General features: G+C 71.4%; 22 protein-coding genes and 2 pseudogenes. 16 read left to right on the forward strand and 8 right to left on the reverse strand.

Translation table 11 applies throughout. The features are described from left to right. Nucleotides 1-7: 7 nt before the first annotated feature. From ALI22I_RS15465 to ALI22I_RS15470, 3 genes and pseudogenes are all read right to left on the reverse strand, one after another. Entirely contained in the window at nucleotides 8-565 is a 558-nt protein-coding gene (locus ALI22I_RS15465; protein WP_077006188.1) for a dihydrofolate reductase family protein, read from the reverse strand. A 1-nt stretch (nucleotide 566) separates the two neighbouring features. Continuing rightward, nucleotides 567-704, reverse strand: a pseudogene (locus ALI22I_RS55120) (DNA polymerase IV); the annotation flags it as partial. A gap of 21 nt (nucleotides 705-725) precedes the next feature. Then, nucleotides 726-1,247 (reverse strand): annotated as a pseudogene (locus tag ALI22I_RS15470) (Y-family DNA polymerase); the annotation flags it as partial. 32 nt (nucleotides 1,248-1,279) lie between these two features. Between ALI22I_RS15470 and ALI22I_RS15475 the strand changes: the two are divergent. The 6 genes from ALI22I_RS15475 (at nucleotide 1,280) to ALI22I_RS15500 (ending at nucleotide 4,004) form a co-directional block, all read left to right on the forward strand. Further along, entirely contained in the window at nucleotides 1,280-1,687 is a 408-nt protein-coding gene (locus ALI22I_RS15475) for a helix-turn-helix transcriptional regulator (RefSeq protein WP_143532224.1), read from the forward strand. A 23-nt stretch (nucleotides 1,688-1,710) separates the two neighbouring features. Beyond that, entirely contained in the window at nucleotides 1,711-2,121 is a 411-nt protein-coding gene (locus tag ALI22I_RS15480) for a VOC family protein (protein ID WP_077006189.1), read from the forward strand. An 83-nt stretch (nucleotides 2,122-2,204) separates the two neighbouring features. Beyond that, entirely contained in the window at nucleotides 2,205-2,654 is a 450-nt protein-coding gene (locus ALI22I_RS15485) for a DUF309 domain-containing protein (RefSeq protein WP_077006190.1), read from the forward strand. 55 nt (nucleotides 2,655-2,709) lie between these two features. Further along, the gene (locus ALI22I_RS15490) at nucleotides 2,710-3,288 is read left to right on the forward strand and encodes a GNAT family N-acetyltransferase (protein WP_238598377.1); all 579 of its coding nucleotides are present in this window, start codon (nucleotides 2,710-2,712) and stop codon (nucleotides 3,286-3,288) included. Nucleotides 3,289-3,321: 33 nt separating this feature from the next. Next, the gene (locus tag ALI22I_RS15495) at nucleotides 3,322-3,504 is read left to right on the forward strand and encodes a hypothetical protein (protein WP_077006192.1); all 183 of its coding nucleotides are present in this window, start codon (nucleotides 3,322-3,324) and stop codon (nucleotides 3,502-3,504) included. 62 nt (nucleotides 3,505-3,566) lie between these two features. Then, nucleotides 3,567-4,004 carry an SRPBCC family protein gene (locus ALI22I_RS15500; protein ID WP_077006193.1) on the forward strand — a complete coding sequence of 146 codons (438 nt, stop codon included), beginning with the start codon at nucleotides 3,567-3,569 and terminating at the stop codon, nucleotides 4,002-4,004. A 17-nt stretch (nucleotides 4,005-4,021) separates the two neighbouring features. Here the strand turns inward: ALI22I_RS15500 and ALI22I_RS15505 are convergent, their stop codons facing one another. Next, nucleotides 4,022-4,252, reverse strand: coding sequence for a hypothetical protein (locus ALI22I_RS15505; protein WP_238598378.1), 231 nt, complete (start codon nucleotides 4,250-4,252; stop codon nucleotides 4,022-4,024). A gap of 213 nt (nucleotides 4,253-4,465) precedes the next feature. Between ALI22I_RS15505 and ALI22I_RS15515 the strand changes: the two genes are divergently transcribed. Then, nucleotides 4,466-5,218, forward strand: coding sequence for an EI24 domain-containing protein (locus ALI22I_RS15515; protein ID WP_083751750.1), 753 nt, complete (start codon nucleotides 4,466-4,468; stop codon nucleotides 5,216-5,218). Here ALI22I_RS15515 and ALI22I_RS15520 read toward each other — a convergent pair. Further along, nucleotides 5,211-7,148 (reverse strand): beta-propeller domain-containing protein, encoded by a 1,938-nt coding sequence (locus ALI22I_RS15520; RefSeq protein ID WP_077006195.1) that lies wholly within the window; start codon nucleotides 7,146-7,148, stop codon nucleotides 5,211-5,213. The genes ALI22I_RS15515 and ALI22I_RS15520 overlap by 8 nt on opposite strands. Nucleotides 7,149-7,308: 160 nt before the next feature. On the opposite strand from ALI22I_RS15520, the gene ALI22I_RS15525 reads away from it, so the two are divergent. The 7 genes from ALI22I_RS15525 (at nucleotide 7,309) to ALI22I_RS15555 (ending at nucleotide 14,811) form a co-directional block, all read left to right on the forward strand. Beyond that, nucleotides 7,309-7,683 carry an FKBP-type peptidyl-prolyl cis-trans isomerase gene (locus ALI22I_RS15525; RefSeq protein WP_077006196.1) on the forward strand — a complete coding sequence of 125 codons (375 nt, stop codon included), beginning with the start codon at nucleotides 7,309-7,311 and terminating at the stop codon, nucleotides 7,681-7,683. Nucleotides 7,684-7,889: 206 nt separating this feature from the next. Further along, nucleotides 7,890-8,459 carry a YbaB/EbfC family nucleoid-associated protein gene (locus ALI22I_RS15530; RefSeq protein ID WP_338013492.1) on the forward strand — a complete coding sequence of 190 codons (570 nt, stop codon included), beginning with the start codon at nucleotides 7,890-7,892 and terminating at the stop codon, nucleotides 8,457-8,459. A 21-nt stretch (nucleotides 8,460-8,480) separates the two neighbouring features. Further along, nucleotides 8,481-8,783 carry a type VII secretion target gene (locus ALI22I_RS15535; RefSeq protein WP_077006197.1) on the forward strand — a complete coding sequence of 101 codons (303 nt, stop codon included), beginning with the start codon at nucleotides 8,481-8,483 and terminating at the stop codon, nucleotides 8,781-8,783. A 20-nt stretch (nucleotides 8,784-8,803) separates the two neighbouring features. Further along, the gene (locus ALI22I_RS15540; RefSeq protein ID WP_179118245.1) at nucleotides 8,804-13,063 is read left to right on the forward strand and encodes a WXG100 family type VII secretion target; all 4,260 of its coding nucleotides are present in this window, start codon (nucleotides 8,804-8,806) and stop codon (nucleotides 13,061-13,063) included. Nucleotides 13,064-13,068: 5 nt separating this feature from the next. Then, entirely contained in the window at nucleotides 13,069-13,431 is a 363-nt protein-coding gene (locus ALI22I_RS15545) for a toxin-antitoxin system YwqK family antitoxin (RefSeq protein WP_143532226.1), read from the forward strand. Between the two features lie 14 nt (nucleotides 13,432-13,445). Next, a complete protein-coding gene (locus ALI22I_RS15550) occupies nucleotides 13,446-13,793 on the forward strand; it encodes a toxin-antitoxin system YwqK family antitoxin (protein WP_077006200.1) in 348 nt (115 codons plus the stop codon). Nucleotides 13,794-13,923: 130 nt separating this feature from the next. Next, complete coding sequence (locus tag ALI22I_RS15555; protein ID WP_077006201.1) at nucleotides 13,924-14,811, forward strand: hypothetical protein; 888 nt, start codon at nucleotides 13,924-13,926, stop codon at nucleotides 14,809-14,811. Here the strand turns inward: ALI22I_RS15555 and ALI22I_RS15560 are convergent, their stop codons facing one another. Continuing rightward, nucleotides 14,812-16,014: a glycosyltransferase 87 family protein gene (locus tag ALI22I_RS15560; protein ID WP_179118246.1), complete on the reverse strand. Its 1,203-nt coding sequence runs from the start codon at nucleotides 16,012-16,014 to the stop codon at nucleotides 14,812-14,814. A gap of 157 nt (nucleotides 16,015-16,171) precedes the next feature. On the opposite strand from ALI22I_RS15560, the gene ALI22I_RS15565 reads away from it, so the two are divergent. Both ALI22I_RS15565 and ALI22I_RS15570 read left to right on the forward strand, forming a co-directional pair. Then, on the forward strand, nucleotides 16,172-16,756 hold the full coding sequence (locus ALI22I_RS15565; RefSeq protein WP_077006203.1) for a DNA-binding protein: 585 nt from the start codon (nucleotides 16,172-16,174) through the stop codon (nucleotides 16,754-16,756). Nucleotides 16,757-16,784: 28 nt separating this feature from the next. After that, nucleotides 16,785-17,441 carry an RES family NAD+ phosphorylase gene (locus ALI22I_RS15570; protein WP_077006204.1) on the forward strand — a complete coding sequence of 219 codons (657 nt, stop codon included), beginning with the start codon at nucleotides 16,785-16,787 and terminating at the stop codon, nucleotides 17,439-17,441. Between the two features lie 5 nt (nucleotides 17,442-17,446). On the opposite strand, the gene ALI22I_RS15575 is transcribed toward ALI22I_RS15570, so the two are convergent. After that, the gene (locus ALI22I_RS15575) at nucleotides 17,447-18,013 is read right to left on the reverse strand and encodes a GNAT family N-acetyltransferase (protein WP_077006205.1); all 567 of its coding nucleotides are present in this window, start codon (nucleotides 18,011-18,013) and stop codon (nucleotides 17,447-17,449) included. 69 nt (nucleotides 18,014-18,082) lie between these two features. Then, nucleotides 18,083-18,676: a hypothetical protein gene (locus tag ALI22I_RS15580; RefSeq protein WP_238598379.1), complete on the reverse strand. Its 594-nt coding sequence runs from the start codon at nucleotides 18,674-18,676 to the stop codon at nucleotides 18,083-18,085. Between the last annotated feature and the right edge of the window lie 24 nt (nucleotides 18,677-18,700).

An 18,700-nucleotide genomic window follows, 5' to 3' on the forward strand; every position in this document is an offset into this window, starting at 1 on the left:
CCCGGAATCACTTGAGCACGCGGAACCGCAGGTGGACGACGTCGTCCGACTCGGTCACCTCGATCCGTTCCAACTCGGTCGGGTGGAGGCCGTCCAGCAGGCGTGCGCCCGAGCCGAGCAGCACGGGCACCAACTGGAGGCGGATCTCGTCGACCAGTCCGGCGTGCAGCACGTGCCGTGCGGACTCGGCGCCGGCCATGACGAGCACGTCCTTGTCCCCCGCTGCGGCACGGGCCTGGCTGATGGCGTTCTTCGGGCCGTCCGTGACGAAGGTGAACGAGGCGGAGTTCATCTTCAGCGGCGGGCGGTCCTCGTGGGTCAGTACGAAGCTGGGCACCGGGTAGGGGGTGTCCTGCCAGAACCGCAGTCCCACGTCGAACGTCCGCCTGCCGAGCACGACCGCGCCCACGGACGCGGAGAACTCCGCGTCGCGGTCCGAGCCCTCGGCGAACAGCCAGCGGTGCAGGCGTTCGCCGCCTTCCCCCAACGGGTGGTCGTCACCGACGTTCGGTCCGGCGCTGTAACCGTCGAGCGACACCGAACCGTTCAACACGACTTTCCCCACGTCATCCCCCAGTGAACTCCGCGCGCACCCCGAGCAGGCGCACGGCGCGAGTGTCGTCGAATCTCGCCAACGCCGCCACGGCGGCGGCCTCGATCGGCTCCGACTCCGTCGTCGGCTCCGCCGGCGCCACGCCCCGCGTGCAGGTGAAGAACGGTCACCCGGCCATCACCTCGACCCAGTTCTCCCTGGTCAGCCGGTACACCCCGGCGGGCTTGGCGAACCCGGTGGCGAGCTTGGCGCGCAGGTTGTTGTCGCCGATGCCGACCGAGCTCTCCAGCCCGGTCTCCCCCTTCACCACGCGCCGCACGGTGTCCGCCAACGCCTCCGGGTCGTCGGTGCGGGCGCCCAGGAACGCCTCGTCCCAGCCGATCACCTCGACCACCACGGGCAACTCGCGCAGCACGTCCATCACGTGCGCGGACACCTCCTCGTAGGCGGGCGCGTCGGACGGCAGGAACACCGCGTCCGGGCAGCGCCTGCGGGCCAGCCGCAACGGCATCCCCGAGTGGACGCCGAACTCCCTCGCCTCGTAAGACGCGGTGGCCACCACGGCGCGTTGCGTCGGGTCACCGGTTCCGCCGACGACCACGGGCCTGCCGCGCAGCTCGGGTCGGCGCGCGATCTCGACCGCCGCGATGAACTGGTCGAGATCCACGTGCAGGACCCAGTCCTGTTCGGACACGTCCGCCAGTATCGCCGTGACATGCTGTCCGCGTGCGACCGGAAGAACTCGCCCACCTGCGCCGGGCACGTGACCTGATGGACCGCGAGTACGCCCGCCCCCTGGACGTGCCGGCCATGGCGCGCACCGCGCTCATGTCGGCCTCGCACTTCGCCCGGCAGTTCAAGCTGGCCTACGGCGAGACGCCGTACAACTACCTGATGACCAGGCGCATCGAACGGGCGAAAGCCCTGCTGCGCCTGGGCGACCTCACCGTCACCGAGGTCTGCATGGAGGTCGGCTGCACGTCGCTCGGCTCGTTCAGCTCGCGGTTCACCGAGCTGGTCGGCGAGACGCCGAGCGCCTACCGGGCGCGCAGCCACGACGAGACCGCCGTCGTGCCCGCCTGCTACGCCAAACGCGCCACCCGGCCAAGCAGATTTCGAGAAGCACCGGCCTGACCTGCACGCCTAGGTTCATCGGCATGAAGATCAAGCTCTCGCACACGTTCCTCCCGGTCCGCGACCAGGACGAGGCCCTCGCCTTCTACTGCGACGTGCTCGGCCTGGAAAAGCGCAACGACATGCCGTTCGACCGTTTCCGCTGGCTCAGCGTCGGCCCCGCCGACCAGCCCGGGGTGGAGATCGTGTTGGAGGACCCGAGCATGGGCCGGTCCGCGGACGACGCGGCGGCGGTGCGGGAACTGCTGGCCAAGGGCTCGTTGAGCGGGATGATCTTCTTCGTGGACGACTGCGACGCCATGTTCGAGAAGGTGCGCGCGTCCGGCGCGGAGGTCATGCAGGAGCCGATCGACCAGCCGTACGGGGTGCGCGACTGCGGGTTCCGCGACCCGTCCGGCAACGCGCTGCGGTTCTCCGGACCGATCAAGGGCTGATCCTCCGACCAGGTCCCGTGGGAACGCTCCCACACAAGACGGCCCCGTTTTCCACGCACGTGGGTTCGTGACACGATCACAGGGTGTCGACCAGCCCACGCCGTGATCGCGACGAGCAGGGTCGGGCCCGCAACGCACGACCGCGTGACGGGCTCGGCCGGCCGCTGCCCTACGGGCTGCCCGGTGTCGAGCGCCAGCCGGAGGGTGTGCCCCGCACGCCGGAGGAGTCGTTGACCGAGGCCCAGCGCCTGCTGGACCTCGGCCGGCCGTTCCACGCGCACGAAGTGCTGGAGGACGCGTGGAAGGCGGCGCCCGAGCCCGAGCGTGAGCTGTGGCGCGGGTTGGCACAACTGGCCGTGGGCATGACCCACGCGGCGCGCGGCAACGCGTCCGGCGCTTCGGCGCTGCTGGACCGCGGCGCGCGCAACATCTCTGCTTATCTGGACGAACCGCCGCACGGGGTGGACGTGGCGGGCCTGGTGGCCTGGGCCGCCACGGGCATCGGCGTGCCGCGACTCACTGGGGGCTCGTAACGTGCTGATCAGGCCTTATCGGGAATCGGACCGGGAGGCGGTCGGGGACATCTGCGTGCGCACCGCGGACGCGGGCGGCGACTCCCGGCACATCTACCCCGACCTGGAGCTGATGCCGACGATCTTCGCGTGGCCGTACACGGACCTGGAGCCGTCGCTGGCGTTCGTGGCGGACAACGGGGAACGCGCGGTCGGGTACGTCGTCGGCACCGCGGACACGCCGTCGTTCGTGTCCCGGATCGAGTCCGAGTGGCTGCCCAAGGTGTCCGACCGCTATCCACCGGTCAGCGAACCGTCCACACCGACCGAGAACATGGTGTGGCTGCTGCACAACCCACGCCGGATGATCGTGCCCGCGCTGGCCGACTACCCGGCGCACCTGCACATCGACCTGCTGCCGGAGTACCAGCGGTCCGGCCACGGGCGGGCGTTGATGACCGCGTTCCTCGGCGCGTTGGCGTACCAAAACGTGCCCGCCGTGCACTTGGGGATGCTTTCGGTGAACACCGCGGCCCGCGCGTTCTACCACCGGCTGGGCTTCCACCAGATCGATGTGCCGAATGCCGAGCCGTTGACCTACCTGGGGCTCGAAGTTGGGCCGAACGCCTGGTTGAAGGGCACTTCAGCGGGGTAACTGGTGAGTAACCACCTCACCCTGGAGGTTCCAGTGTTAGCGATCATCGCCGCGGTCATCTTCGGCCTCGCACTCCTGCTCGACCTGGCGAACGCCTCGCTCGGCACTGTCCTTGACGGCGGGACGCTGCTGATGGCCGGCCTGCTCTGCCTGGCGTTGCACCTGGCCGGTGTCGGCGCCGGCACCCGCGTCCCCAGCTTCCGCCGCCGCCGCTGACCCCGTCGACCGAGGACCCCGTCCGCCGGGTGCGGGCGGGGTCCTCGGTGGACAATCGTCGGGTGGACGTGTCCGCGAGCCGACTGATCCCCCAGCCGCCCGAAGTCGTGGCGCGGTACGCCATGGACTGGCGGCACGACCACGAGTGGACGCAGGGCATCAAGCGGGCCGAGCTGAGTTCGCCCGCACCCGGCGGCGGGTTCGGCGTGGGCGCGGAGGTGACGCGCACCGCGCACTTCCTGGGCAAGGAGATCGACTACGTGCTGCGGGTCGTGGCGCACGAGCCGCCCGCGCTGCTGGAGATGAAGTCGGTGGCCGGGCCGTTCCCGATGCACGTCACCTACCGGTTCGACCCCTCCCGGAGCGGCGGGACGGCGGCCTCCATCCGCATCCGGGGCGACGCGAGCCGGTACTACCGGCTGTTCGGGCCGTTCATGGCCCGGTTCGCGCGGGCCGACATCCGCAAGGACCTCCGGGCCCTGGCCCGCAACGTCGGCTGACCGTCCGGCGAAGACCTTCAGCCGCGAGGCGGCGCCGACAGCAGGCACGCCACGCACGGCATGCCGTCCGGCTCGGGCAGCAGTTCCGCCGTGCCCACCTCGATCCGCTCGCCGCACAGGGTCAGCAGGGTGGACAGGGTGCCGTGGGGCAACGGCGCCAGGTGGCAGCTCCGGTCCCACTCGCCCACGAGGTCGCCGCGTCTGCGCACCAGCAGGACCGGGTCCTCGAAACGCCGCGCGGCGTTCACGAGGCCACCAGTTCGTCGTCCGTCACGACGCACACCACGGCGTCGGGCGTCGCGTAGAAGTCCAGCCGGTACGGCCCGCAGTGCTGCTGCGCGTCGACCCGGCGTTCACCGGCCGCGTCCGACGGTGGCGGCTGCGTGGGTTCCGGTTCGCGCGCGACCGCCGTTACGGGGTCCTGCCGTCCGCCGCGCGGATATGCTCCGCCGGTGATCAGGGTGCTGCGCGACTTCTCGACCGGTGTCGGACTGCTCGGCCAGGGTTTCGGGCTGGTGTTCCGATCGCCCAAACTGCTGCTGATCGGCGCGATCCCGGCGCTGCTCACGAGCGTGCTGCTGATCGGCGGCGTGATCGGGTTGGCGGTCTGGATCGACGACATCGCCGCCTGGGTGACGCCGTTCGCCGACGACTGGAGCGACGGGCTGCGCACGGCCACCCGGTTCGCCGCCGGGTTCTCGATCATCGGCGCGTTCATCGCGATCGGGCTGCTGCTGTTCACCGCGATCACGCTGATCATCGGCGGCCCGTTCTACGAGCACATCGCGGAAACCGTGGAGGACACCCACCTCGGCGGCGTGCCCGAGGCCGAGCAGGTGCCGTGGTGGAAGTCGGCCGCGGTCGGCGTGCGGGACGCCGTGCTGCTCGTGGGCATCGCGATCCTGTGCGCCATCCCGCTGTTCGCGGCCGGGTTCATCCCGGTCGTCGGGCAGACGGTGGTGCCGGTGATCGCGGTGTGCGTCAACGCGACGCTGCTCGGCATCGAGTTGACCGCCATCCCGTTCACCCGGCGCGGTCTCAAGCTCGACGTGCGCCGGCGGACGCTGCGCCAACGGCGGGCCGTGACGCTCGGCTTCGCCGTGCCGACCTACCTGTTGTGCCTGATCCCGTTGGCGGCGCTGGTGGTTCTCCCGGCGGCGATGGCAGGCGGCACGGTCCTCGCGCACCGCCTGCTGCACAACCAGATCAGGTGAACGGCACCCACGCCTGCTGCGCCAGCCCGTCGATCCGGCTGACCTGGATGCCCGCCGCGGACACCGTCCACAGGTCGTCGCCGATCACCAGCGCGCGGCGGATGCCCGCGTCGTAGGTGGACGACTCGTGCTGGATCGTGCCCAGCGTGGAGAACGCGTTGTCACCGAGCCGCAGCACCAGCAGGCCACTGGACATCGGCGTCATCGGCTTCTCCGCCGTCGGCATGGTGAGCACCGGTAGCACCACCAGGTCGCGGGCCGGCCAGTACAGGAACGCGTGCGGGTCGAACTCGACCTCCGAGTTCGCGCCCGCCAGGTGGTGGCCCGCGACCTTGGTCGGCGCGGCCGGGTTCGACACGTCGAACAACGACACCTGCGTGCCCGTGGTCCGACCCTGTTCGGTGGCCTCCTGGCCGACACCGATCAGCTTCCCGTCACCGGCCGGGTGCAGGTACGCCGAGTAGCCGGTGATCTTCAGCTCGCCGACCTTGCGCGGCTTGGTCGGGTCGGACAGGTCCAGTGTGTAGAGCGGATCGACCTGCCGGAACGTCACCACGTACCCGACCGGGCCGACGAACCGGACGCTGTAGATCCGCTCGCCCAGACCGAGGCCGTCGATCCGGCCGACTTCCTTGAGCTGCGCGCCGTCCCGCTTGAGCACGGTGACCGAACTCTGCGTCGCGGGCGCCTGCTCGGGGATGCCCGGCGCGTCCGCGGACGTCGTCGCCACCCGCAGGTGCCCCTCGTGGTCGGACAGCGAGTACTGGTTCAGCAACGTGCCCGCGACCTGGCCGGACGCGACGTGCTTCGGCGGGCCCGGCTGGGAGATGTCGAACTGGTGGATCGCGGTGGTCTGCGGCGCGTTCGGTGTGGCGCGCGTCATCGGCCGCAGGTGGTGGTCGTCCGCCACGTACAGCGAAGTGCCGGTGCCGTAGACGGTGTCACCGTCGGCCATGATCGTCACCGCGTCGCCGCTGCCCAGCTCGCCGGGGAAGTCGAACGTCAGCACGGACAGCATCGACGTGGCCGAGTGCCGCACCGGGTGGCTGATCCGGTCGCACGCCACCAGCGTGCCGTCCGAGCGGGAGCCGTCGGCGCCGGTCAGCTGGTAGCGCGGCAGCCACGCCTCGATCGGCGCGGTGGCGACCAGTTCACGGTTCGCGATCAGGGATTCCGACAGACTGCGACCGTCCATCGGGTACACCCACGGCAGGCTCGGGCCCGAGTGCACGACCACGCGCACCACGCCGTCGACCTGCCGTGCGTCCACGTACCGGCCGTCCACGGTGAGGGTGTTGAGGATGGTCGGCGTCCCGGTCAGGTCGACCAGCGTCACCGACGCGCCCTCCCCGTACGGGCCGTCGACCACGCCGCCGCGTGCCGCGATGCCCGGCCCGTCACCGATGACGAGCGCGCGGTCCTCGTGCAGCAGCAGTTGGGTGGCGGGGCCGGCGGGCACGTCCAGCGTGCCGGTGATCTCGCGGGTGGCGACGTCGAGCACGCGCAGCTTGCCGTCCACGACCGTCACGACCCGCTTGCCGTCGGTCTTGGCCAGGTCCGGCTCGTCCACGCCCGCCTCGTGGGCGTTGGTCTTCGAGTGCTCGGGCACGGCCGACTCGTTCGCGGCCTGCGGCACGCTCAGCCTGGTGTCCGCCGTGCCGTTGGCCGCGATCTGGCCGTCGGCTTTGGTCAAGAAGCCGGAGTTGCCCAGCCCGTACACCCCGACGTGGGGCGAGATCGCGTTGCGCAGTTCGGTCAGCGCGGTGTCGCACGTGTCGAACGCGACCAGCTCGACGGGCACCGCCTCGATCGGCGGCACGATCCGCCAGTCCTCCACCGCGGCGGGCACGGCGGAGGCCGCGCTCACCCCCACCACCAGGGCGGCACCACCGAACAGCGCCGCCCGCGTACCCCACGACCGTCTCCTCATGCCCCCAGGACGGGACGAACCGGGTAAAGGGTTGCGCGCACCGGCTTCCGGCGTGGGTATAGGCCGATCGGCCGCATCCGACGCGACATGATTGAGTAGGGCAGGACCGATTGCCCGGCACCCCTGGTCCGCAGGGGTGGAGCGATTACAGGAGAGTCACATGGCCCCGAGCAAGCCCGAGGTCGAGCCGTACGAGGGCGCCGCGCCCGCCGACCTGGTGATCGAGGACATCACCGTCGGCGAGGGGCCCGAAGCGGTGCCCGGTCAGCTCGTGCACGTGCACTACGTCGGTGTGTCGCACTCGACCGGCGAGCAGTTCGACGCCTCCTGGGACCGCGGCGAGGCGTTCAGCTTCCCGTTGGGCGCCGGGCGCGTCATCGCCGGCTGGGACCGCGGTGTCGCGGGCATGAAGGTCGGCGGCCGGCGGAAGCTGGTCATCCCGTCCCACCTGGGTTACGGCGACCGCGGCGCGGGCGGCGTGATCAAGCCCGGCGAGACCCTGATCTTCGTAGTCGACCTACTCGGCATCAACTAGAGCTGACCCGGCCCCGCGAGGTCGCGTCGATCGTTCGCGACTGATTTTCCGGCGATCACGCTCTTCGATCGTCGGAAAATCAGGCGCGAGCGATCGACTTCCAGGCGACCTCGCCCGCCGTCTCCGGAGGAGCGGCAATCCAACACGGAACCGGGCCGTTCGCCGCTGCGTCATCTTGCAAGGAACACACAACCGGCGTCACCGCCGTGATCGAGGGGGAAGCCGCCGTGCCCGAGGACATCGGCGCGTCCGAGCGGATGCTCGGCCAGTGGCAGCAGAGCATCGAGCAGAAGGCCGAGCGCTACCAGGAGATGGCCACCCGCGTGCAGGGGATGACCATCTCCGAGGCGTCACGGGACGGCTCGGTGCGGCTCACCATCGGTTCCAACGGCATCCTCACCCACCTGGAGATCGCCGAGTCCGCACGGGACAAGCGGATGGCCGAGGTGTCGGCCGAGGTGATGCGGACGTTGCAGCGCGCGCAGTCGCGCATCCCGGAACTGCTCCAGCAGGCCATGGCGGAGACCATCGGCACCCAGGACGAGACGGCCAACGTCCTGTTCGACCAGGCGAAGCGCAACTTCCCCACCCCGCCGCACGAAGAGGCACCGCCGCCGGTCGCCCGGGAGATGCGTTTCGGCATCGAAGACGACTCGCCTCCTCCCCCGCCTCCCGCTTCGCGTCCGGCTCCGCCGTCCGCCCCTCCGCCGTCCCGCAGACCAGCGCGCAGGCCGGACGAGGACGACGACTTCGGCGGACAGTCCTTCCTTTCCTAACCAGCTTTCCAGGGGGATCGCATGGCCGGTTTCGAGATCGTCGCCGAGACGCTCGACGCCCACAACAAGCAGTTGGGCGACTTGAGCGCGCGCTTGCAGGGCGCGGTGGACGCGGCGAAGACCGTGAGCATGCCGACCGACGCGTACGGCATCATCTGCCAGCCGTTCCGGATGATGCTCGACCCGGTCGAACAGTTCGGGCTGGAAGCGCTCCAGGGCGCGGTGGAGGCGATGGACGCTGCCGGCAAGGCAGTGAAGGACACCGTGGACCAGTACCGGGAGATGGAAGAGGCCATCCGGGACAGCTTCAAGGCCGGTGAGTGATGGCGGGGGAAAACCCTCTGGTGGCCGCGCCGCCGGCGGAGTCCGGTTCGTTCTTCAACGCCGGTACCGGTGACAACGGTTGGGCGACGGGGATTTCCATTGCCGAGTCGGCGATGGACACGTTCAACGGGATCAAGGACGGTAACTGGGTCGAGGCCGGCCTGGGGATGGTCGGTCTCGCCGCGGACGCCGCCGCGATGGCCATCGACCCGTTCGGCACCCTGTTGTCGTCGGCGGCGTCGTTCCTGATGGAACACATGCAGCCGTTGAAGGACATGCTGGACTGGCTGGCCGGCAACCCGCCCGTCATCGAGTCGTACTCCACGACGTGGAACAACGTCGCCACCGAACTCGGGAAGATCGCCGAGGACTACAACGCGTCGGTGAAGTCCGGCACCGAGGGCTGGACCGGTTCCGCCGCCGAGGCCTACCAGAGCAATTCGAAGGTGCACGGCGACGCGTTGACCGGTGCGGCCTCGGCGGCCGGGACCGTCGGCACGGTCGTGGGTCTGATGGGGATGGTCGTCGGGTTCGTCCGCGAGATGGTGCGCGATCTGATCGCGGACCTGGTGGGCAAGCTCATCGCCTGGGTGCTGGAGGCGGTGTTCACCCTCGGCTTCGGCACGCCGGTGATCGTGGCGCAGGCGGTGACCGCGATCTCGAAGTGGGCCGCGAAGATCGCGAAGATCATCCAGGACCTGCTCAACACCATCAAGCGGGTCTCGCCGATGCTGAAGCGTCTGGTGGAGGTCTTCGAGAAGATCATGAAGGTGGTCGGCAAGCTCGCCGGCAAGGCAACGGGTCTGGACGTGCTGGACCCGAAGAACATCAAGCGGGGCGGCTTCCTGCAGACCGGGAACGCCGACATCGACACCCCTTCAGGCTCCACCCCGGGCGGCAACTCCTCTTCCCCTTCTTCGTCCTCTTCGTCCTCTTCGTCCTCTTCGTCCTCTTCATCCTCTTCGGACTCACCGTCGTCGACCCGCCCCGGCAGCGACACCACCTCGACTTCCAGCACAGGCGCACCAGCGGACACGTCGACGCCGAGGCCGGGCCGGGGCGATCCAGGCGACATGCCCGCGTCAACGCCCCGCCCCGGACGCGACCCGAGCAGCCCGGACACCGACGCCCCACCCCGAGGCGTCAACCCACCCGGCCCGAACGGCCCCCCGACTCCCAGCCGCAACACCCCTCCGGGCGAACACCGCGGCGGCCCCATGGGCCAACCAGCCCCCAACACCAACACCGGCACCACCGGCCCAGGCGGCAGCAGTCCCAGTGGCAGCGGCGGTCCAGGCAGCGGCGGTCCAGGAAGCAGCAACCCCGGCGGCGGCGCTCCGGACGGCCCTGGTGGCAGCGGTCCCGGCGGCGGTGGCGGTGGCGGCACCAGCAATCCGGGTGGCGGCGCTCCAGGCGGCCCTGGTGGCGGCAGCAGCGGCGGCGGCCCTGGTGGCGGTGGCAGCGGCACAGGTGGCGGCGCACCGACCGCGCCCGGCCCGTCCCGAGTGGACCAAACCGCGGCCGCGACCGCCGCGACCCCGGATGCCCCACCCCGCACAGACCAGCCCAACGCCCCCGCCCCGACCCGCGACCCCGGTACCCCACAGACCAACCAGCCCGTCGGCGGCACCCCCGCCGGCGGTGGCGGTGCGCCCGGCGCCGGCGGTGGCGCGCCGGCAGGCGGCGGCAGGCCTGGTGGCGGTGGCGGCTGGACCGGAACCCCCGGCACCCGAGGCGACCTCGGCTCAGGCCTCCCGAACACCCGCGGCCCCGAAAGCCCCAGGCCATCCTCCTTCGGCCCGTCCAGCACCGGACCGTCGAGCACCGGCCCTTCCCACGCAGGCCCCACAAACGCCGGCCCACCGCACGCCGGGCCGTCCCACGCAGGCCCGCCACAGAACGGCCCGTCCACCTTCGGCCCCACCGGCACCGGACCGACCCACACGGGCCCAGGCGGCACAGGTCCTTCCCACACAAGCCCCAACAGCGGCACTCCAGCAAACCCCGGCCCCGGCAACACCGGTCCCGCACGCCCCGGCCCAACCCACACCGGACCGGGCGGCAACGGCCCTACGAACACCGGCCCCGGTGGCACCAGCCCTTCACACTCCGGCCCCGGCAACGGATCCACACCAACCGGTCCCCGCGGCTACGGCCCCAACCAGGCAGGTCCCACCTACCCCGGGCCTTCGCACACCAGCCCAGGCAACACCGGCCCGTCGCACACGGGTCCGGGCGGTACCGGCCCGTCTAACGCGGGCCCGCCACAGCAACGCGGCGGCCCGCAGGGCGGTCCGTTCCCGAGCACCCACCCGGACAACCCCCGCCCCCGAGGCGGCGACGGCCCCAGCGGCCACCCCACCTCCCCCGACCGCCCCAACCCCAACACCCCGCACAACCAGGCCAGGCCGCACCAGGACGCCCCGCCACCGCACCGCAGCCCGGACGGCCCACCGCCGCCCCGCCGCGACCCGGACGCCGGCGCCCACCGCGCCCCCGACACCGCACCCGCCCCGCGCCGCGATCCCGACGGAACCCCCGGTCCCCGCCGCGATCCCGACGGCCCGCCGAGCCCACGGCGCGACCCGGACAGCACGCCAGGTCCCCGTCGCGCCCCGGACGGCACGCCCGCACCTCGGCGCGACCCCGACGCCGGCCCACAGCACCGTCGCGACCCCGACAGCGCCCCCAGCCCGCGACGCGACCCGGACGGCGTCCCCGGTCCCCGACGCGACCCCGACAGCGGCCCACAGCACCGCCGGGACACCGGCCCCGACGGCACGCCCCACCGCGACCCGGACGGCGGTCCCGACGGATCGCACCGCGACCCCGACACCGACCGCCCCGACACCGACCAGCCGAGCACCGACCGCCCCGACGCGGACCGGCCGGACATCGACGAGGCCCACGCCCGCCACGGCGAAACCACCCCCGCCGGCGTCTCCCACCACCGCGGCGACCCCGACATGGGCGACCTACCGCACCGCGTCCCGCCCGACCCCCGCTACTTCACCGCCGACGTCCACATCACCCCCGACGGACGCGCCCGCATCGGCAACCACACCTACAGCCCCGAGCAGTACGGCGACCTCCTCCGACGCAACGGCTGGGACGGCAAAACCCCCATCCGCCTCATCGGCTGCGACGCCGGCACCAACAACTTCGCCAACCGCCTCTCCACCCACACCGGCGCCGACGTCCTGGCCCCCACCAAACCCGCCTGGACCGACAGCAACGGCCGCGTCTACACCAGCGACGCCACCATCGGCCCCGACGGCAACCGCCAACCCAAGATCCCGCCCAACGGCGAATGGGAAACCCACCGCCCCGACGGCACCAAGACCAAGGCGAGCGAAGACGGCTTCGTCCCCGGCACCCACGACACCGACAAGTCCGACCTCGACCCCACCGACGCCCAGGACCGCGGCAAGGACGACCCGGACGACACGACGGGCGGGGACGACACCGAGGAGCGTCACGTACCGCCCACCGCGGTCGGACCGGTTGACGAGCCGCTCGACCTGTCGCAGGTGCACACGGCGGATCCGGGTGTCACGCCACCCGCCAACCCCACGGGTCCGCCACCGAACCCGCGACGCGGCGCGGTGCTCGACGTGTTCCCGCCGGACGACCCGCGCGTCACGAAACGCAGCGATGACGGACTCATCGAGGAGATCGAGGGCGTCCCGGTCGGCCAGTACGTCGACAACCTCGCCCGGGAACGCGTGGACCAGATCGCGCCGCACATGCACCGGAGCAAGGACGGTCCCTGTTCGGCGGTGGCCATCGACCTCAGGACTGGCATGGTCACCGAGGGCATCAACGGTCGCTCGAACCAGCCGCTCCAGGTCGAGGACCTGCACCCGCTGCTGCTGAACAACTACAAGGACATGGCGGACTTCCGGCACGGCGTGCAGAAGAGCGACGGCGTGTTCGTGGAGAACCCGTACGACAACGGCAATCCCGCCATCTTCGACGGCAAGGCGCACACCGACATCCCGCTCCGGCACGCCGAGATCAAGGCGACCAACGAACTGCTCTGGGCCCGCCAGCGGGAGAACCCGGACGTCCCGTTGGGCCCCGAGGCGCTGGACGAGATGCGCGTCGACCCCCGGTGGCTGAAGGACGGCACCGGCGGGGGCGACATGCGAAAGGGCGAACCGGCGGGTTGTTGCGCGAACTGCGACAACGTCCTGCGCGGCGTGCCCAGTTACACTGGCCGATACTCTTTCCACCCGGACGACTACCGGTACGAAAAGCATTCCGTAACACCACGGTGAGGGCGATGCAGGTCAAAAGCGAAGAAACCACGATGGATTCGGCCTCGCGCGTCCTGCACCAGGGCCGGCTGTTCACCGGGGAATTGGTGGACACGGACGACGAAGGCCGCACGCTGGGCATCACCGGCTACCAGGAAGGCGTGGAGCACGGTCCCCAGGCCGAGTGGTACCCGGACGGGGCCAAGCGGCTGGAAGGCCAGTGCGACCGCGGTTCGGCGGTGGGCGAGTGGCGCCAGTGGCACGCCAACGGCCGACTCGCCGAGTACAGCCTGTTCAACAAGTACGGCGAGCTGATCCACCTGAAGCGCTGGGACGAGGCCGGTACCCTGCTGGAGGACAAGAAGTCGGCCATCACCCGCGGCCTCTGACCGGCCCACGCACGATGCGAATCGACCAGGACGACACGTACGTCGACGACACCCAGCGCGTCCTCCACGAGGGCGAGTTGTTCACCGGTGAGCTGGAAACCAGGGACGCGAACGGCGACCTGCTGGAATTGGCGAACTACTACGAGGGCGTCGAGCACGGCGTGCAGGAGCAGTGGTACCCCGGCGGCCGGGAGAAGGTCCAGGGAATCAGCAAGATGGGCAAAGCCGTCGGCGACTGGTACCAGTGGCACCCCAACGGCCGGTTGGCCGTGCACCGGATGTTCGACGACAACGGCTGGCCGCTGCACGTCAAGCGGTGGTACGCCGAGGGCGACCTCATCCAGGACGAGAAGCTGAGCTGAACACGTTCGAGCCGGGTCCGAACGGCGGCGAGCGGCGGTGTGGGGTGCGTCCAACCGGACCACGCTTGCGTGTCCTGGCCGTTAAGATCAGCGGCACCGTGTCGGGGGGAGCCAAAGGGGTGTTCGACGGATGAGCCAGCCAGCCATACCGCTGACCGAGCAGGAGCAGAACCAGCTCGTCAAGCAGATCGGCCGCGCCATGCTCCCGGCACTGCCGCCCGCCTGGCAGCGGGTCCGGGCGGAGTACCGGGCGGCGGGGCGGCACATCGAGGTGGACCTGGCGTTCGCCGGGCCGGACGGCCAGTGGTGGCCGGTGCGCCCGCCGATGGACGTGGTGCAGCTGTTCGGGCAGCTGCGCGCCGGCATGTACCAGGCCGACCGCGGCACGTGGCTGAGCGCGGTGTACGAGATCGAGGCCCCGGCCGCGTTCTCGGTGGACTTCAACGCCGAGGACGAGCCGCACTGGCGCAACGCGCCGCCGGTGATCGGCTTCCAGGACGAGCTGCGCACGTTCCCGCGCCTGGACGAGCGGATTCCGGAGTGGCTGCGCCAGCGGCTGGGTCTGCCGCCGCTGCCGACGCCGCCACCGGCCGAACCGGAGCCCGACGAGCCCGGCCGACACGCCCAACCCGCCCAGCACGCCCAGCCGGACGGCGACCTGCGCACCGCGCACGTGTACGACGGCCGTGACGAGGCGGGCCGCCCGGTGGTCAACCGGCAGGCCATCGACCACCAGCTCGCCGAGGCCCTGCTGACCTACCTGGAAGGCGCGCCGGTCGTGCTGGCCGCGCGCAACCTGGACGTGGACGAGTTCATCCCCGGCGACCAGGACGTCCCGCTGAACTTCCGCACCGACGGCGCCTGGATCTGGGCCGGCGCGGTGCCGCACTACCTGCGCAAGCACGGCCTCCCGCCGGAGCCGGACCTGGTGGAGCACATCGTGGCCCGCGGTTTCCAGCTCGGCGAGGTGGACGAGGCGACCCGCGAGCGGGCCGTCGCGTTGATCACGGGCGGCTGATCACACCACGCCGGAAGCCACGCCGGAAGCCGGGCGCCGGTTCCTGAGCGCCAGGACGACGACGGCGGCCAGACCCGCCCAGATGTAGGCGTTGCCGATGATCTGCTGCCACCACGTCCAGGTCTGCTCCAGCTTGTTCTCGTACGGCACGTACCACATGGGCGCGAGCCAGAAGAGGAACGCGAGGGCGGCGCCCCACTGCCAGTGCCGGTGCAGCAGGTAGACGATGCCGGGCACGACCCACACCCAGTGGTGGGTCCACGACACGGGCGACACGAGCAGGCCGCCGACGGCGACCGCCATCAGCGCGGCCACCTCGTCGTCCCCGGCTCGGGCGACGGCGACCCAGACCAGGGCGACGGTGGCCAGGCACAGCAGCGCCCACACGGCGGACTCGGTGGTGCCGGTGAGGCCCCAGCGGTTGACCAGGCCGCGCAGCGACTGGTTGGCCACGTAGTCGAGGCCGCCGACGCGGCCGGGGTCGAGCAGCGCGTCGAACCAGTACTGCTTGCTGTCGGTCGGCGCGACGGCGAAGCCGACGAGGCTGAACCCGACGAACGACGCGACCGCCGTGACGACCGGCTTGATCCGCTTGCGGGGCAGGAAGAACAGCACGAACACCATCGGCGTGAGCTTGATGGCGGCGGCGAGGCCGATGAGCAGGCCGCGGGGCCACACCGTCTTGGGCAGCAGGCAGTCCAGCGCGACGAGGCCGAGCAGCACGAGGTTGATCTGCCCGAAGTCCAGCGTCGCGGTGACGGGTTCGAGCAGCAGCGACCCGAGGGCGACACCGAGGCCGACGAGCACGGCACGCCGGGTGCGGCCGTAGGCGTGCTCGGCGGTGACCAGGCAGACGCCGGTGAGCAGCGCGAGGCCCACGCCCGTCCAGATCAGCACGGCGGCCGACCACGGCACGAGCGCCAGCAGGCTGAACAGCGCCGCGGCCAGCGGGGGGTAGGTGAACGGGAACGGCGGGCCGTCCAGCGGTTTCGGGAAGGCGTCGGAGTACAGCCGGACGCCCTCCAGCCACGCTTCGCCGCCCGTGCGGTACACGCGCAGGTCGAGCAGGCCGATGTCACCCCCGGAGCGGCGCAGCACCACGACCAGCGCGGTCACGACGGCCCCGGCCCACAGCGCCGCGACGACCGCCACCCGCTTGTCCACCCGCACCGGTACCGCCACCGGACCACCCCCGCCTTCCACCCGGCGCATCGTAGACGGCCGCCAGGTGAGTCCCATGTCACCATGCCCGACCTCGCTCGTTTACGTAGAGTCGCTATATGTGCGCACGCTGTTGACACCTTCCGACGATCGGGTTACCTATGCGCACAAAGGCGCACGCGCGGGATACCCTGTGCGCATGAGTCCCGCGCTGGAGGCGGTGTTGGCCAAGGCAGGTCTACAGGTCACCCCCGACGAATTCCTGTCGCTGGTGGCAGACGCCGCCAAGAGGCTCGCCCCACCGCACCCCGATCCGGCGAACTACTTCCCACCGGACCAGCGCGACGCGCTGGTCGACGTGGGCCTGGACCTGAGCCCGCACCGCGTCACCGACGACCAGGGCCGGGCGCGGACCGTGGTGGCGCACGCCGTGCTGCGCGATTCGGCGCTGACCGTCGCCGAGGCCGCACGGCAGCTGGGTGTGGACACCAGCCGCGTCCGGCACCGGCTCGGTGTCGGACGCCTGGTCGGCTGGAAGGACCGGGGCAGCTGGCGGCTGCCCGCCTGGCAGTTCGCGGGCGCCGGCGTGCTGCCGGGACTGGAGGCCGTGCTGTCCGCCGTGCCCCCGGACCAGCCCGCGCTGGTGGTGGCCGGGTTCATGACGACCGAGCAGGAGGATCTGGTGGTGGACGCAACGCCCACGACGCCGCGCGAGTGGCTGCTGGCCGGCGGCGAACCGCGCCGGGTGGCGGCGCTGGCCGCGCAACTGGGCACGCCCGCCTGATCCCGCTCGCCGACAACCTTGGACGCGAATGTCACGGCTTCCCCAGCCGCCCGCTCCCGCTGTGCTCCAGGCGAACCTGCGCCGCACCGAGGACGTCGTGGCGGTGCACCGCGCGACCCGGTTGGTGCGCATCTTCGCCGCGAAGGGCCTGCACCCGCAGCGGTGGAACAGCTTCCGCTACACCGGACCGCTGCCGCACGCGCGGTTCGACACCCAGCCGTCCGGCCCTGACGGGTCGCCCACGCACGCCCACGACCAGGGGGTGCTGTACTTCGGCATGTCCGTGCGGACGTCGGTGGCCGAGGTGTTCCAGGCGACGTCGGTGGTGGACCGGCAGACCCGCAGCCCGTTCCTGGTGGTGCTGCGACCCCGGCGGACGCTGCGGCTGCTCGACCTGACCGGGCTGTGGCCGACCAGGGTGGGCGCTTCACAGGAGATCAGCACCGGGCCCAAGGCCGTGACGCAGGCGTGGGCGCGGGCGATCCGGGCGGCCCACCCCGAGCTGGACGGGCTCTGGTACCGCTCCTCGATGGACTCCGGCGATCCGGCCGTGTGCCTGTGGGACCCGCCCGGTGGCAGCGGGCTGCCCGCCTCGCCGGACGTGCTGCTGCCGTTGGAGCACCCCGGCCTGGACCTGCCGCTGGCGCGGGTGTGCGAGGAGCTGAACTACACCCTGCTCGGGTGACCCGGTCAGACGTTGGTCTGCTGCCTGCCGCGACGGCGCGGCGCCGGGAGGAACCGGCCGTAGCGGACCTCGGGCAGTTCCTGGTCGCCGAGCTCGTACCGGTGCACCAGCCCGTCGTGCCGCCAGCCGTGCGCCTCGTAGAACTCCCGGCTCTTGGCGTTGTCCTGGAACACCCACAGCACCGCGTACCGGAACCCCTGGTCCACCAGGTGGCGCAGGCCGGCCTCGTGCACCTCGTGGCCCGCGCCCCGACCGTGGTAGCGCGGGTCGGCGTAGATCGCCACCAGCTCTCCGGTGTGCAGGTCGGGGTGCGCGTCCTTGGACTCGCGGACCGAGTCGACCGCGCAGTAGGCGCCGATCTTGCCGGTGCCCTCCTCGACCGCGACGAAGACCCGACTGGGTTCGGGCAGCCGCAGCACGCGCGTCCACGCCGGGAGCCTGCTCTCGGGCAGCATCCGGTCCAACACCGGGTCGTCCACTATCCCCCGGTACGAGTGCTGCCAGGCATCGACGTTGATCCTGGCGATCTCGGGCGCGTCGTCGGGCCGTCCGGCCCGCACGGTCCACTGCATCGGGGAAGCCTGCCGCAACGACCGCGCGATCCGCTAGCTATTCGCGCAACCCTTCGCCTCACCCCGGCCTCATCCCCGCCTCGGCGGGCCGGGGCAGAGGTAGCCGGAGTACACCTGGTTCTTCATCCGGAAACGGGTCGGCCGGAACCGGGACGGGTCGAGGTCGTGGAACCGGGTGCGCACGACATCGTCGTGGAGCTGTTGCGAGATCACCAGCACCAGGTCGCTGTCGGCGGCGGCCAGCGCGTCGCGGACCACCTTGGCGTCGAGCAGCCGGCAGGTCACGATCGGAGCGTCGCCGACCAGGCCGAACGCGCCGGCGGTGAGCGGGCCGCAGTGCATGGCCACGCGCATCCGCAGCGGGGTGCCCGCGGCGCGCAGGTGGGCCAGGGCCTCCGCGAGCTGCTCGGTGAAGTGGGCGACCACCCACGCGGCGTCGGCGTCGGTGGGCAGCACGGCCAGCTCGCCGTCGCCGCGCACCTGCCGGTACCACAGGTCGCGGTCCAGCCCGGCGTTGCGGGCGGCCACGTCCAGCACGTCACTCAGCCGCGACTGGACCAGGGACTGGTCCAGCGCGTCGAGCTTGCTGTAGCCCTCGACGTCCACGGCCACCACCAGGCGGTAGACCAGTCCGTGGAGCGGCATCACCATTTCCAGCGTCACACGAGGAGCATCCCGCCGGTCCGC

Origin of the sequence: Saccharothrix sp. ALI-22-I, from assembly GCF_001984175.1 — a bacterium.
GTDB lineage: Bacteria > Actinomycetota > Actinomycetes > Mycobacteriales > Pseudonocardiaceae > Actinosynnema.